This is a genomic window from Desulfosporosinus paludis (genome assembly GCF_045689965.1).
Lineage (GTDB): Bacteria > Bacillota > Desulfitobacteriia > Desulfitobacteriales > Desulfitobacteriaceae > Desulfosporosinus > Desulfosporosinus paludis.
Genome location: NZ_CP144211.1, coordinates 2,358,936 through 2,374,051, shown reverse-complemented (window position 1 = coordinate 2,374,051; position 15,116 = coordinate 2,358,936). Strand labels below are relative to the sequence as shown.

At 45.7% G+C, this 15,116-nt stretch carries 11 protein-coding genes; 10 read left to right on the top strand and 1 reads right to left on the bottom strand.

Annotated elements, in window-relative coordinates:
* The first annotated feature begins 168 nt into the window (after positions 1-168).
* From VZF35_RS11875 to VZF35_RS11840, 8 genes are all read left to right on the top strand, one after another.
* Positions 169-1,335, top strand: a complete 1,167-nt coding sequence (locus VZF35_RS11875) for a M20 family metallopeptidase (protein ID WP_407313817.1) — start codon at positions 169-171, stop codon at positions 1,333-1,335.
* Positions 1,336-1,572: 237 nt separating this feature from the next.
* Positions 1,573-2,598 carry an N-acetyl-gamma-glutamyl-phosphate reductase gene (argC, locus tag VZF35_RS11870; RefSeq protein ID WP_407313815.1) on the top strand — a complete coding sequence of 342 codons (1,026 nt, stop codon included), beginning with the start codon at positions 1,573-1,575 and terminating at the stop codon, positions 2,596-2,598.
* Positions 2,599-2,657: 59 nt separating this feature from the next.
* On the top strand, positions 2,658-3,914 hold the full coding sequence (gene argJ, locus VZF35_RS11865; protein WP_407313813.1) for a bifunctional glutamate N-acetyltransferase/amino-acid acetyltransferase ArgJ: 1,257 nt from the start codon (positions 2,658-2,660) through the stop codon (positions 3,912-3,914).
* 17 nt (positions 3,915-3,931) lie between these two features.
* The gene (gene argB / locus VZF35_RS11860; RefSeq protein WP_407313811.1) at positions 3,932-4,828 is read left to right on the top strand and encodes an acetylglutamate kinase; all 897 of its coding nucleotides are present in this window, start codon (positions 3,932-3,934) and stop codon (positions 4,826-4,828) included.
* 123 nt (positions 4,829-4,951) lie between these two features.
* Positions 4,952-6,166 carry an acetylornithine transaminase gene (locus VZF35_RS11855; protein ID WP_407313809.1) on the top strand — a complete coding sequence of 405 codons (1,215 nt, stop codon included), beginning with the start codon at positions 4,952-4,954 and terminating at the stop codon, positions 6,164-6,166.
* A 138-nt stretch (positions 6,167-6,304) separates the two neighbouring features.
* Positions 6,305-7,405: a glutamine-hydrolyzing carbamoyl-phosphate synthase small subunit gene (gene carA, locus VZF35_RS11850; protein WP_407313807.1), complete on the top strand. Its 1,101-nt coding sequence runs from the start codon at positions 6,305-6,307 to the stop codon at positions 7,403-7,405.
* A complete protein-coding gene (gene carB / locus VZF35_RS11845) occupies positions 7,395-10,589 on the top strand; it encodes a carbamoyl-phosphate synthase large subunit (RefSeq protein ID WP_407313805.1) in 3,195 nt (1,064 codons plus the stop codon). Before carA ends, carB begins: the two co-directional genes overlap by 11 nt.
* A 122-nt stretch (positions 10,590-10,711) precedes the next feature.
* Positions 10,712-11,089, top strand: coding sequence for an MbeD/MobD family mobilization/exclusion protein (locus tag VZF35_RS11840; protein ID WP_407313803.1), 378 nt, complete (start codon positions 10,712-10,714; stop codon positions 11,087-11,089).
* Positions 11,090-11,242: 153 nt separating this feature from the next.
* On the opposite strand, the gene VZF35_RS11835 is transcribed toward VZF35_RS11840, so the two are convergent.
* Positions 11,243-12,454, bottom strand: a complete 1,212-nt coding sequence (locus VZF35_RS11835; RefSeq protein ID WP_407313801.1) for a zinc ribbon domain-containing protein — start codon at positions 12,452-12,454, stop codon at positions 11,243-11,245.
* Between the two features lie 266 nt (positions 12,455-12,720).
* On the opposite strand from VZF35_RS11835, the gene argF reads away from it, so the two are divergent.
* The gene (gene argF / locus VZF35_RS11830; protein WP_407313799.1) at positions 12,721-13,665 is read left to right on the top strand and encodes an ornithine carbamoyltransferase; all 945 of its coding nucleotides are present in this window, start codon (positions 12,721-12,723) and stop codon (positions 13,663-13,665) included.
* Positions 13,666-13,843: 178 nt separating this feature from the next.
* Entirely contained in the window at positions 13,844-15,052 is a 1,209-nt protein-coding gene (locus VZF35_RS11825; RefSeq protein ID WP_407313797.1) for an argininosuccinate synthase, read from the top strand.
* Positions 15,053-15,116 lie beyond the last annotated feature (64 nt).

The following is a 15,116-nucleotide window of genomic DNA, read 5'->3' as shown; positions in this document are numbered from 1 at the left end:
AGTGTAGTATAATCATCGAGATCTCTGCTAGTCCAAGGAATATGTTCTCCTAATACTCCATAATATGGTTATAGGTGTTGTACTCTAAGAAGAGTTTGAATGACAGCGAGGAGATATTACAGAGCATAGAGACATCGAGGAGAGATCAAAAAAAGGGATGGGATATGCATGGATGCAATAAAGGCTTTTTATAGGGATCAGGCACAGCATCTGCGCCAAGAAGTGTGGGAAGTCGCCCGCCAGATCGGAGAGCACCCTGAACTTGGATATAAGGAATACTTCGCGTCTGAGGTGTTAGGTAATTTTCTTAAGAAACATAATTTTGAAGTAACATTGGGAATCGCAGGAGTGGACACTGCCTTTCTGGCTCGTTTCACGGGCACTCTCCCTGGACCTAAGATCGCATTCTTGGCTGAATATGACGCTTTGCCAGAAGTTGGCCACGGTTGTGGACATAACTTAATTGGCGCTGCCAGTGCCGGCGCCGCAGTCATTTTAAGTAAAAGCATGGATCTCCCCGGGGAGATCATTGTTGTGGGCAGTCCTGCTGAAGAAACTAGTGGTGCGAAAGTGACCTTAGTCGAAGAGGGGATTTTTGAGGATGTCGATGCTGCAATTATGTTTCATCCTGGAAGCCAGAATGTTCCTGTGATTTCCAGCTTAGCTTTAGATGCTTTGGAATTTACGTTTCACGGAAGGGCTGCCCATGCAGTAGCAGCTTCACATTTTGGAATTAATGCTCTTGATGCGGTCATCAATTTTTTTGTCGGGATAAACTCTCTTAAAAAGCAGATACCCCATGATATGAAGATTAACGGGGTAATTACTGAAGGAGGAACGGTTCCGAATATTATTCCGGAACGAGCTGTGGCGCGTTTTTACCTCCGGGCTCGAAAACGGAAAGAACTGGATGAGTTGCGGGAGCAAGTTATACGTTGTGCAGAAGGTGCAGCCGCTATGGTCTCTGCAAAAATGACTTGGCAGAAGTTCGAGTTTTCCTACGATGAAATGCATACTAACTTAGTTTTGGCAGACTGCTTCACCAAAAATCTCCGTGAGTTGGGCATTCAGCATATTGCCCCTCCGCAAACGGCTATGGGCTCAGTGGACATGGGCAATGTCAGTCGAGCCGTGCCGGCTATCCATCCCTATTTGACGCTTGGGACAGGAACTGAAATACCGCACACAAAAGACTTTGCTCAGGCTGCTATTTCCTCCGAAGGAGAAAAACTTTTGATGCGGGCTATGCAAATTCTTGCTTTTACCGGCTCAGACGTGTTGAGAGATAAGAAACTCTTGCTGCAAATCAAGAAGGAATTCCGATTAACTAAGTAAGAATGTAATTCTACACGCCTAATTTTATCTGCAACGTATTTTATTTTTGGCTTGAGGAATAATGAGGAATGATATAGTTGCTTCTGAGGAATAAGATCATACCCGCTAAAGAAATGTAACGTTTAGTGATATGTAAGAAAAGAGCTGATTGAGAAAGCTCTTTTTTATTTTTAAGCATTGAATTATTATACGAAGATATGTATAATTATGAAAAGAAATTAGAGTGGAGGGATAGACATGAGAGTTGGTGTGCTTGGGGCGACAGGATATGCAGGACAGGAATTGGTACGGCTCTTGCGTCGCCATGAAAAAATAGAAGAACTGTTTCTATCATCGTCCAGTGTGGCGGGTCAGGAGTATGCGGAGGTTTATCCGCACTGGAGCGGACAAGATATAGGTATCCTGCAGGACGAAAATGTACCGGATCTTGATGTACTGTTCTGTGCTCTTCCTCATGGCCTAACAGCTTCACGAGCGAGGGGGTTTTTAGAACGCGATATGAAAGTTATTGATTTGGGTGCGGATTTTCGTTTGAATTCTGCCCAGATTTATGAGGAATGGTATAAATTAAAGCATCCGGACGTAGAGTTGCTTGCAGAGGCGGTGTATGGGCTGCCGGAACTCAATCGTGAGCAAATTAAAGGAAAATCTTTAATTGCTAATCCAGGCTGCTATCCTACAGCGACGTTGCTGGCTCTGGTCCCTTTATTAAAAGACCGGCTGCTCTATACTGAGACCTTGATCATCGATGCTAAATCAGGTGTTTCTGGAGCAGGGCGGGGAGTTTCTTTAGGAAACCATTATTCAGAGGTCAATGAAAATTTTAAAGCTTATGGAATTGCTAGTCATCGTCATACCCCTGAAATAGAGCAGGAGCTTTCCCGGGCTGCCGGTCGGCCTTTAACAGTGAATTTCACGCCTCACCTTGTTCCGATGACACGAGGAATGTTAGCCACCATATACGTGAGGGTCAAAGAGGGGATCCATGAAGAGGACTTGCGAAAGTGTTGGCTAAAACATTATGAGGAAGAACCCTTTGTTCATATTTTGCCTCGGGGTACATGGCCCCAGACGAAATTTGCCAGCGGAAGCAATCACGTCTTTTTGCAATTAACTGTGGACCAAAGAACGGGTAACGCCATAATCGTGTCTGCGATTGATAATTTAATGAAAGGTGCCGCTGGTCAAGCGGTGCAAAACATGAATCTGATCATGGGATGGCCTGAAGAACAAGGAATCAGCGGGACTGCGCTTTGGCCTTAAAAGAATAGGCTTTACAATTTATTATAAGATGAATGTCGGTATCAAAGGAGTATGAGAGTATGGAACATGGAGTTGAAGGTTGGAAAGAGATTGAAGGCGGTGTCGCCGCTCCTCAGGGATTTTATGCTGTGGGTGTTCAGGCAGGAATTAAGTATCCTGATAAATATGACGTGGCTTTAATTTATTCTCAGGTTCAAGCGCAAGCCGCTGGAGTGTATACGAAAAACCTGGTGAAAGCACATCCGCTGTATTTAACCCAAAAACACTTGCGCAATGGCCTAGCTCAGGCGATCGTGGTCAACAGCGGAAACGCTAACGCTTGTGTAGGGGATTTCGGGGATCAGTCTGCTTTAGCCATGGCTGAAGTGGTGGGTATGTATACGGCAATCCCCCAAGACGATGTGCTTGTTGCTTCCACCGGAGTGATCGGGGTTGAAATGCCGATCGAAAGGGTTTTAGTCGGAATTCGAGCAGCGAGTTCAGAACTATTGGGCAATGTTGTACAGGACCTGAAAGGGCAGGCCGCACAAAATGATGGGGCCCATCGAGCTGCCTTAGCAATTATGACGACAGATACAATGGTTAAAGAGCATGCTTACGAACTTCCCTGCTCTCAGGGAGGAGTGATTAAACTCGGGGCTATGGCTAAAGGATCAGGGATGATTCATCCCAATATGGGGACCATGTTAGGCTTTTTAACAACTGATGCCGCTGTTCCTTCCTCGGTTTTGCAGCGCCTGCTGCGTGAGGCTGTTGAGGAGAGTTTCAATATGGTTACCGTGGATGGAGATACGAGCACAAATGATATGGTGCTTATTTTAGCCAATGGAACTTCGGGAATCACTCCGAGCGGTGAGGATATGCTTAACTTCGAAACTATGGTAAAGAGTATGTGCATTCAATTAGCTAAGGATATTGCTCGTGATGGAGAAGGTGCCAGTAAGTTCATGGAAGTTTCTGTTTCAGGCGCTAAAACTAAAGAAGATGCCCGAAAAGTTGCCCGCAGTATTTGCGGCTCTAGCTTGGTGAAAGCCGCGCTGTTTGGTGAAGATGCTAACTGGGGAAGAATCTTAACTGCAGCAGGGTATTCAGGAGCGGACTTTGATCCGAGCATTGTAGATATTTTCCTTGGAGATATGACCGTTGCCCGAGCTGGCCGCGGGGTTGCTTTTTCTGAAGAAACCGCAAAAGAGATTCTGGGACATAAAGAAGTACAGATTCGCTTAGCTTTGAATGGCGGGGAAGAAAGTGCGACTGCTTGGGGGTGTGACCTTACGCATGAGTATGTCACAATCAATGGGAGTTATCGAACGTAAAAGTGGAGGTGTCTGTGATGACCCCTATCGAAGAGGGAATTAGTAAAGCCGGAGTTTTAGTGGAAGCCCTTCCGTATATTCAAAAATTTGCGGGAAAAATGGTCGTAATCAAATATGGTGGTCATGCCATGGTGGACCCCGTTCTTAAAGAATCCGTTATGTTAGATATCTTGCTTTTGCACTCTGTAGGAATCCGGCCCGTTTTAGTTCACGGCGGCGGGCCGGAGATTAATGCAATGTTAAAAAAAGTGGGGATTGAGAGCCAATTTGTAAAAGGCTTGCGCGTTACTGATGCCCAAACGATGGAGATAGCCCAAATGGTTTTATTAGGAAAGCTGAATACCGAGATGGTATCCACTCTAAACCGCTTTGGCGGAAAGAGCGTTGGGCTATCCGGCAAGGATGCTCAGTTGCTGCTGGCTAATAAGAAACCCCTTCAGATCCCGAACAGCGCCGGAGAAATGGAAGAGATCGACTTAGGACTTGTCGGTGAGATTCATACCGTCACGCCGGATATTTTGAATACCCTGTTGGAAGAGGGGTATATTCCCGTCATTTCTCCAGTGGCCAGCGGGGAACATGGGGAAACCTTCAATGTCAATGCAGATACCGCTGCAGGAAAAATAGCAGAAGCATTAAAGGCTGATAAACTACTGCTTCTGACGGATGTCCGCGGCATATTACGCGATGTTGCCGACGCTGGCTCGCTTATCTCTACAATTAGCAGAGGTGAGGTAGATACCTTAGTTGAGGAGGGAGTCTTGCAAGGTGGAATGCTCCCGAAAGTTGAGTGTGCAGTTTCCGCGTTAGAACAAGGGGTTGGCAGCGTGCATGTCCTCGACGGACGAATACGTCATGCAATACTTCTCGAACTATTTACAGATGGTGGAATCGGGACCATGTTTAAAGACTAGAGGGTAAGTTATAAGAATTTTGGTTTCGTATAGTTTAGGAATTTTTTCGGTGGAAATAGAACTACGCATGGATTCGAACGTCGAATACCAAACGTCGAATTTCGAATATGGGAGGATGAAAAAATGGCACAGTTAGAAGGCTTATCAACGGAGGCAATCATAGAGCAGGGAAAAAACGTTGTAATGAACACATATGGCCGTTTGCCCATGACCATCGTTAAAGGCGAAGGTGCTTGGGTTTGGGATACGGAAGGAAAACGCTATTTGGATTTTTTAACCGGACTAGCCGTTAATTCCTTGGGCCATAGTCATCCGGCCATCGTTAAAGCTATTCAAGATCAGGCTCAAGAGATTTTGCATACGTCGAATTTATACTGGATTCCGAACCAAGTTGCTCTGGCGGAGCGCTTAGTGAAGCATTCCTTTGCCGATAAGGTGTTCTTTTGCAACAGCGGTGCTGAAGCTAATGAAGCAGCTTTTAAATTAGCTCGAAAATATGCCAAAAAAATGTACGGAGCGAATAAATATGAAGTAGTGTCCCTGGAGAACTCTTTTCATGGGCGCACCTTGGCGACACTTACCTTGACAGGACAAACTAAATATCAGGAAGGTTATGATCCTCTGCCCGTTGGTCTAAGTTATACGGCTCTAAACGATCTTGAAGGTCTAAAGGCTAAAATTAATGAAAAAACGGCTGCAGTCTTTATTGAACCCATTCAGGGTGAAGGGGGAGTCATTCCTGCTTCGAGTGAATTTCTCCAAGCTGCCCGTGCCTTATGTGATCAGTACGGTGCCTTGTTAATTTTCGATGAGGTGCAGTGTGGAGTCGGAAGAACTGGGAAACTCTTTGCTTATGAGTGGAGCGGTGTAACTCCGGATATTATGACCTTAGCTAAAGCCCTGGGAGGCGGAGTGCCAATCGGAGCGATGCTAGCAACCGACAAAGTTGCTGGTGTCTTTCAACCAGGTGATCATGCCTCAACCTTTGGCGGGAATCCTTTGGCTACTGCTGCAGGGTGTGCAGTCCTAGATGTTATGCTCGAAGAAGGATTTTTCCCAAGTGTTCAAGAGAGGGCCAGTTATTTTCGCCAGGGTCTTGAACAATTGGCCCAGAAATATCGAACTGGAGATCCTATACGAGGACAAGGATTTATCATTGGCTGGCCTGTTTCTAAATTTGGGCCGGAGCTCGTCGAGAGTTGTCGTCAAAAAGGGCTGTTGATAAATTGTGTTGGCGGTAAAACATTGCGTTTCCTCCCTCCTCTAATTGCAGAGAAAGCAGAAATTGATGAGGCTCTGAAAATCTTGGACGGTGTGTTCGGCGAGGTTTGGAAGTGATTTCGGAGGTCAGAGTTCGGAAGCTGGAAGTCAGTAATTAGGAAATAAGAAATTAGCCGGAGGCAGTAACACATCGTTATAAGCAAAGAGGCTTAGAAAATCGGAGAACTTTGAATTCTTTATTCGAGGAGGGAAGAAATGAAGGCAGCACTCGTTCTTGAGACCGGGAAAGTTTTTATCGGAGAATCCTTTGGATCTACCGGAGAGGCCTGGGGTGAAGTCGTTTTTAACACTGGCATGACAGGCTATCAAGAGGTATTGACAGACCCCTCGTATGCCGGGCAAATGGTCTGTATGACCTACCCGCTTATCGGAAATTATGGGGTTAACAAACAGGATGATCAGTCGGAGAAAGTACAGGTTCAGGGATTTATCGTGAAAGAGGCTGCACGCAATCCCAACCATTGGCAATTAGAAAAGAATGTTTCAAGAACGTTGGCACAATCCGGCGTCGTAGGGATCAAAGGGATTGACACCCGCGCTTTGACTCGGATTATTCGGGAATATGGGGTCCTGCGCGGGGTGATTACCACCGAGCTGGAACAGATTGATAAGCTACTTTCCAAATTAAAAGCTTGGCAAGTTCCAGAGGATGTTGTTGCGGAAGTCAGTACTAAGAAGATTTATACCTTGCCTGCTCTTGATACTCAGAAGGAGCAATTTCATGTTGTTGTGATGGATTTTGGAATTAAAAAGAATATTTTGCTGGCGATGCAGGCTAAAGGGTTTCGTTTGACCGTCGTACCGTTTAGCACATCGTCCAAGCAAATCTTAGAACAAAACCCTGATGGCATTTTTCTCTCGAATGGTCCAGGAGATCCAAAATGTGTTCAAGTGGGAATAGAAACGATTCGAAACTTAATGGACCAACGCCCTATCTTTGGAATTTGTTTGGGACACCAGCTTTTGTCCTTGGCCCTAGGAGGAGACACTTTCAAGATGAAGTTTGGACACCGGGGAGGAAATCAACCTGTCCAAGAACTCGAGTCAAAACGCGTGACGATCACTTCGCAGAATCATGGTTATGCCATCTCAGAGGAGAGCTTAGCCCAGACTCCTTTGTACGTTACCCATCGCAATCTTAACGATCAAAGCGTTGAAGGGGTTAAACATCAGGGATTGCCGGTATTTTCCGTTCAATATCATCCGGAAGCCGGACCTGGGCCAAGCGAATCCCTTTATCTGTTTGATGAGTTTGCGCAATTAATGCAGGAATGGAGGGCTCAGCATGCCTCTTAATCCGGCCTGGAAAAAGGTCCTTGTCATTGGCTCAGGGCCGATTGTGATTGGGCAAGCAGCAGAATTTGATTATGCCGGGACCCAAGCCTGCAAAGCTCTGCGTGAAGTGGGCTTAGAAGTGGTTTTAGTGAACAGTAATCCAGCGACGATTATGACGGATGTTAAAATGGCTGATCTTACCTATATTGAACCCTTGTTGCCGGAATCTCTCGAAAGAATCCTCCAAAAAGAGCGGCCTGATGCCTTGCTGCCAACGTTAGGAGGGCAAACGGGTCTAAATCTGGCAATGGAACTGGAACGCGGCGGTGTGTTGAAAAAATACGCCGTGGATCTGATTGGCTGCAACGCAGAGACCATTTATAAAGCAGAAGATCGTGATGCTTTTAAAGAGACGATGCTTTCTTTAGGTGAGCCTGTCGCTGAAAGTGTTATTGTGACAACTCTCCAAGAAGGAGAGATATTTGCCCGGAATCAAGGTTTTCCCCTGATTATTCGTCCTGCTTATACTTTGGGTGGGACTGGAGGCGGAATTGCCAAGAACTCCAAACAATTAGAAGAGATCTTGCAAAGAGGATTACAAGCCAGTCCGATCGGACAGTGTCTTCTAGAGCGAAGTGTAGCGGGTTGGAAAGAAATTGAATATGAAGTAATGCGTGATGACGCCGACAACTGTATTACAATTTGTAATATGGAGAATATAGATCCCGTCGGAATCCACACGGGAGACAGTATTGTAGTGGCTCCTTCCCAAACTTTGAGTGATGTTGAATACCAAATGCTGCGGGCGTCTTCCTTAAAAATTATTCGAGCCTTGGGAGTTAATGGCGGGTGCAATGTGCAGTTTGCCTTGAATCCTGTGAGCCGGGAATATGTTGTGATTGAAGTTAATCCTCGAGTGAGTCGTTCTAGTGCGCTTGCCTCGAAAGCAACAGGCTATCCCATCGCCAAAATGGCAGCTCTTCTCTCTGTCGGTTTTACGCTGCCGGAATTGACGAATCCAGTGACCGGACATACAAGTGCCTGTTTTGAGCCGGCTTTAGATTATGTCGTTGTCAAGTTTCCTCGTTGGCCTTTTGATAAATTTCCGGCAGCAGATCATCGCTTAGGTACACAGATGAAAGCCACCGGTGAGGTAATGGCTATGGAACGAACTTTGGAGGGCGCACTTTTGAAGGCAGCCCGCTCCCTAGAAATTGGGAGTGTGGGGCTTCGTATTGCAGCTTCCGGCTCATGGACCGAGATGGAAATCGAAGATAAGCTTGCCTCGACGGATCATGAACGCTTTTTTGCCATTGCTGAAGCTTTTCGACGAGATTGGACAAACCTCGAAGTGCAAATGCTCACCCAGATCGATCCGTTTTATCTACATAAAATTAAGGATCTGGTTTTATTGGAACGTCGCCTTCAAGGAGAACCTTTAACTCCTGAATTATTACGTTTAGCTAAAGTTCAAGGGTTTTCGGACTTAGCCGTTGCCAAGTTGACTGGACGTACCGAAGAAACTGTGCGGGATCTGCGCATGGAAGGCGGGATTATACCTGTCTTTAAGACGGTGGATACCTGTGCAGCCGAATTTGCTTCTGCAACACCTTACTACTATTCATCCTATGAAGAAGAGGATGAAGGAGAGGTGAATAGAGGCCCTAAGGTTGTCGTCTTGGGCTCAGGCCCGATTCGGATTGGGCAAGGGATAGAGTTCGATTATTGCTCGGTCCATGCCCTTATGGCTTTACAAGACGCGGGTGTAGAGGCAATTATGGTTAATAACAATCCTGAAACGGTTTCTACAGATTTTGACACTGCAGATAAATTGTATTTCGAGCCGTTAACCGTTGAGGATGTGCTCCATGTTTTGCATAAGGAGCAAGCGGACGGTGTCCTTGTTCAATTCGGTGGGCAAACAGCAATTAATTTGGCAGGACGACTTGACCGCGTTGGAGTGAAAGTTTTAGGAACTCCTGTAGATGCTATCGATATGGCAGAAGACCGAGAGCGTTTCGCTGAACTGTTAAGTCGCTTAGGAATCCCCCAATCCGAAGGTCGCAGTGTTACGTCGATCGACCAGGCCGCGAGAGTTGCGGAGGAGCTGGAATTTCCAGTGATCGTTCGCCCCTCTTATGTGATTGGGGGACGTGCCATGCAAGTCGTGGAAACACTTTCGGAACTGGAAGACTATTTGCGCAGAGCGATCCATCTGTCGCCGGAACATCCAATCTTAGTGGATCGTTATTTAGATGGCAAGGAAGTAGAGATTGATGCGGTTTCGGACGGTGAGACCACGGTAATCGCCGGGATTATGGAACATATTGAACGAGCAGGTGTCCATTCAGGGGATAGTTTAGCGGTTTATCCCCCTCAAAGTTTGACCCCTGCCGAAATTGACCAGATTCAGGATTATACTTGCCGTTTGGCAGCTGGGATTGGCATCCGGGGACTGATTAATATTCAATTTGTTGTCGTGCGCGGTAAAGTATACGTCTTAGAGGTGAATCCAAGAGCAAGCCGAACGGTGCCAATTCTCTCTAAAGTTACGGGGATTCCTCTTGTTAATCTGGCGGTTCAGGTCGCTTTAGGCAAGTCATTGCAGGAGATGGGCTACAAACACGGTCTTGCTCCTGAAGTGCCCTTCGTAGTGGTTAAGGCTCCGGTCTTTTCATTCGAAAAGCTAACCAAAGTCGAAACTTCTTTGGGCCCGGAAATGAAATCGACGGGTGAAGTTCTGGGGATGGACACTCAATTTGGGCATGCTTTGGCTAAAGCCTTTGCGGCCTCGCGTATTCCTCTTCCTAATGATGGTAACATCTTGGTTTCTGTCGCGGAAAAGGATCGGCCAGAAGCGATTACCCTTGCCCGTCAACTTGCCCAACTTGGCTTTGGAGTAAAAGCTGTGGGAGACACGGCTAAGGCTTTAGCGCTGTGTGGGGTGAAGGCCGAGACAGTGAGCGAATCCAGCAAGGCTCTTCAAGAAGCCATTCGACAACGGGAGTTCTCATTTATCCTTAGCACGCCTACGAAAGGTAAGACGCCAGAACATACAGGTTATTTGTTAAGACGTTTAGCTGTGGAACACGGGGTGCCTTGCTTCTCATCTATGGATACGGCGAAGGCGGTTGTGCGGGCACTGCAAGAGATCCGCAGCCATACGACTCCACAGGTACTCTCGTTACAGGAGTATTTGGTTTAAGGGAGCCTAGCGCATTTTGTATTTATGATAAATTGTATTAGCAGAGGCTTTGAAAAAGGCCGATGATTCCCAGGACTGGCTATGTTATAATAAAGTATTAAAGATTGGAAGAAGGCGATCGAATGGAAGATAAAATACTTCAGGCGATAGAAGGCTTAAAAGAAGATTCTACTCGTAGATTTGATGCCTTAACAAGTCAAGTAAATACACTAACAAGCCAAATGAATACTCTAACGAATCAGGTTAATACTCTAGCGAACCAGGGCGATACTTTAACGAACCAGGTTAATACACTAACAAACCAAGTTAATGAAAATACTCAAATTTTAAAGGCCTTGGAACACCTCGCTCAGGTCAATAGAGCCGAGCGTGATAGGATGATCATGGACATAGCGGAAATCCATGGAGAAGTTAGAGCAATACGAAAAGACTTGTCTACGGTTGAATTAGTGACGGCTAATAACTGGAGCGATATTGCTAAGTTAAAATCTATAAAGTGAAAAGATTCCCTTCATTTGATTTTATAAATATGAAATAAGAAACTCCTGCTCGATAGTTTAGATTGTCAAGCGGGAGTTTCTTATTTGAATCCTTTCTATGGACGATTAACCGAAGTGTTTTGAAACATGATGGTAGCATAACGATTGAAAGCATCACAATTTCGTTCCGCATTGAGGGCAATAGGCTGTGCCCGCATTTGCTCTCCCACAGGAAGGACAGAAGTTGGGAGCTTTTTCTGGCCGTGGGTGTTCTGGCTCTATACTTGGTTCAAGCGTTGATCTTTCGGCTGCGGTCTCTTTGAGCGGTTCGGATTTTTCTAAAGATATTGGCTGGTCGGCGGAAGAAGCAGAGGGAGCTGAAGCTAAAGAATTCGTATCAGAGACGGCAGTGCTTTCAGTGGAGGGATTGCTGATGCTTTCAGAAGTAGTTTCAGTATAGGGATAATTTGCTGAAGGTGTATAAGAGAAACTTGGCAGGGGAGGGTTTTCGGGATGCTCGCTCTCCTCAAGGGATAAGACCCAGACAATCGCCAAGACGGCAATGAAGGGGCTAACGACAAGGACAGCTAATCCACCGAGAGCTGACGAGATGCGGTGGAGGACTTGAATGCCAATCTCTATTAATACTACGGTTCCGATATATCCCCAAAGAATCCCCATGTGTTGGCGGAAGAATTTCCAACTGTCACCAAGTGACTTACGGAAGCTATCTCGACGGTGGGCTAGCAAGTAGATGGCCGATGTGCTAAGCCAGGGTAAAGCAAAGATTCCCGCAACAAGAATAAAGAGCCCGTAAATAACGAGGTAGGCAATGAGCACTCCGTGGGAGTTCTTTAAGGCTAAAGCTCCCACCAGACCGACAAATAAGAGGAGTAATTCAATCAGCAGGAGTATCCCTTGCCAACCTAGAACGCGGAAAAATCCGACATACCTGAAGTCTTTAAGGGTTACACGTTCCCGATAAGCCTTTGCGGTTAAATTGAACAGGCCGGTGTAATAGGCTGTTCCAATCAGCCAAGAGACAACAATAATCAAAATAAGAGTTCCAGCTACATTTCCTAAAGCGCCTGAAATGTCGCCTAATGAACCGTTAAAGGCTCCAAAAGGGTTTTGACGATGTAAGCCAAATGGGTCTGAGAAAGGGGCTCCTGAAGTGGGAGGTACTCCTGGGACAGGCATGCCTGGAGAAAAATACCCTCCATAGGATTGAGGCAAAGCCCAACGCAATTGAGCTGCTGCTCCAATAGCCAGAGCTATTATAAGAACAACACTGACTGCACCATAGATAAGGGTCCAAGCATATAAAGGAAGTGCTTCTCTTTTGAAGATTTCCCATGCTAATTTGATTCGTTCAGTCCAGTTCATAATTATCCTAGTTTCTGATACAGACACTCAAGTTTGAGGTTTTTCTTGTATTTTCTGTACCAATGTCGGGAAACTAGGGATCTCACCTCTTTTCTTTATTAATATGTCCATTGAATTTCTAAATCAGGGCATGATATAGTTGAAGATGCATGTTAATAACCTTCGCTATACTAATTTATTTATCCTGCAAAAAACTATACATTTTAGCTGTTGCATTTTTATACATATTTAAGTATAATAATTCATATCGAAGGGGTGGAAGAGATATGAAAACAATAGATCGTTCGATTTTTAAAGGCCGAGATTTTATTTCACTGCATGATTTTTCTCAGGATGAATTAAATTGCTTTTTAGAGGTTGCCCGGGAACTCAAGGCAGAACAGAAATCCGGTCACCCACATCCGATTCTTCAAGGCAAGACTTTAGGGATGATTTTTACGAAGTCTTCAACAAGGACTAGAGTTTCCTTTGAGGTGGGAATATACCAACTTGGCGGACAAGGGCTCTTTTTAAGCGGCCGAGACATTCAGCTTGGCAGAGGAGAAACGATTGCAGACACTGCGCGCGTTCTTTCCCGGATGGTCGATGGAATTATGATCCGAACGTTTAGCCACCAAGAGGTTCTAGACCTGGCCGAGTTCGCTACGATTCCGATTATTAATGGGCTTACGGATTTGCTTCATCCTTGCCAAGTTTTGGCGGATCTTATGACGATTCAAGAGCACAAAGGACGTTTGGCAGGCTTGAAATTGGCTTACGTCGGGGATGGTAACAATATGGCTCATTCTTTGATGTTTGGTGGAGCAAAAATGGGTTTGCATGTTGTCATCGCCTCCCCATTAGGGTATAAACCTGATCCCGCGCTGATAGCTTTAGCCCAAGAGGATGCCAAAGCGAACGGCGGATTAGTTGAAGTGATTGATGATCCGTTAGAGGCGGTAAAAGGTGCCGATGTGCTTTATACAGATGTTTGGGCAAGCATGGGACAAGAAGCGGAAGCCGGCGAGCGTATGAAGGCTTTTCAGGGATATCAGATCAATTCCGAATCACTGAAACTTGCCCAGCCATCGGCGATTGTTCTGCACTGTTTACCAGCGCACCGCGGAGAGGAAATTACTGATGAGGTTATCGAAGGTGCCCATTCCGTAGTTTTTGATGAAGCAGAAAATCGGCTTCATGCTCAAAAAGCAATTATGGCGCTGGTCATGTAAAGGAATCCTTCTTGACTTAGATACTTGAGTTGGATATGATTTCTTAAAAGGTAATTCTGTAAATTTTTCAGAATTAGCGTCAGAGAAAAATTATGTCCTTAAACGAAGTGCATCCCTCTTGCAATAATTGCAGGGGTTGTATTCCTATGGATGTATTGTATGAAAAGGAGACTGGACTATGAAAAAGGTTGTTTTAGCATATTCTGGCGGGTTGGACACATCGATCATTATCCCCTGGCTTAAGGAGACCTATGGCTATGAAGTGATTGCCATGGTTGCAGACCTTGGTCAAGGAGAAGAATTAGCTCCACTTCAGGAAAAGGCTATTAAAAGCGGAGCCAGTAAGTTATATATTGAAGACCTGAGGGAAAAATTCGTTACTGAGTTTATCTTCCAAACATTGAAAGCTGGGGCAGTTTACGAAGGGGATTATCTTTTAGGTACTTCGTTTGCCCGCCCGTTGATTGCCCGTCGATTAGTGGAGATCGCGGAGAAGGAAGGCGCAGTGGCTATCGCGCACGGCGCTACAGGTAAAGGAAATGACCAGGTTCGCTTTGAACTGAGTGTTAAAGCCTTAAATCCTGATTTAGAAATCATTGCCCCCTGGCGGCTGTGGAATCTTAAATCTCGAGAAGATTGCATCGATTATGCCGAAGCACGTGGAATTCCGGTTCCAGTCACTAAAGATCGCCCATACAGTATGGATCGTAATCTTTGGCACCTTAGTCATGAAGGCGGGGACTTAGAGAACCCTTGGAACGAGCCAAAGCGAGACCTTTATTTACTCGGTGTTGCTCCGGAGGATGCTCCGGACGAAGCGACTTATCTTGAACTTGGGTTTGAACAAGGAATTCCCACATCGTTAAATGGCCAGAAAGTTCCACCGGTCGAGTTATTAGAAACCCTCAACGAATTAGGAGGGAAAAATGGAATTGGAATTGTGGATATGGTGGAAAATCGTCTTGTGGGAATGAAATCCCGCGGTGTCTATGAAACACCCGGGGGAACGATTCTTTACACAGCTCATAAGGCTTTAGAGCACTTGACCTTGGATCGTCTTACGCTCCACTATAAAGAACAAACCGCTTTAAAATATGCAGAAATAGTCTATGATGGGGTCTGGTACTCTCCTCTCCGCGAAGCTCTTGACGCTTTTGTCAATGTCACGCAGAAAAACGTGACAGGGACCGTAAGAGTAAAATTATACAAAGGAAATTGCTCCTTGGCAGGGGTAAAATCCCCCTATTCTCTCTATAATGAAGCCTATGCTACCTTTGGGGAAGATGGGGTGTATGATCAAAAGGATGCCGCCGGGTTCATTAATCTCTTTGGCTTGCCATTAAAGGTCAGGGCATTAATGGAGAAACAATCGGGGCTGCGTAAATAAGACTAAAGATAAGCGCCGAGAGTTCGGCGCTTATCTTAGGTTGAGCATTTTAGGGGGGCTAGGC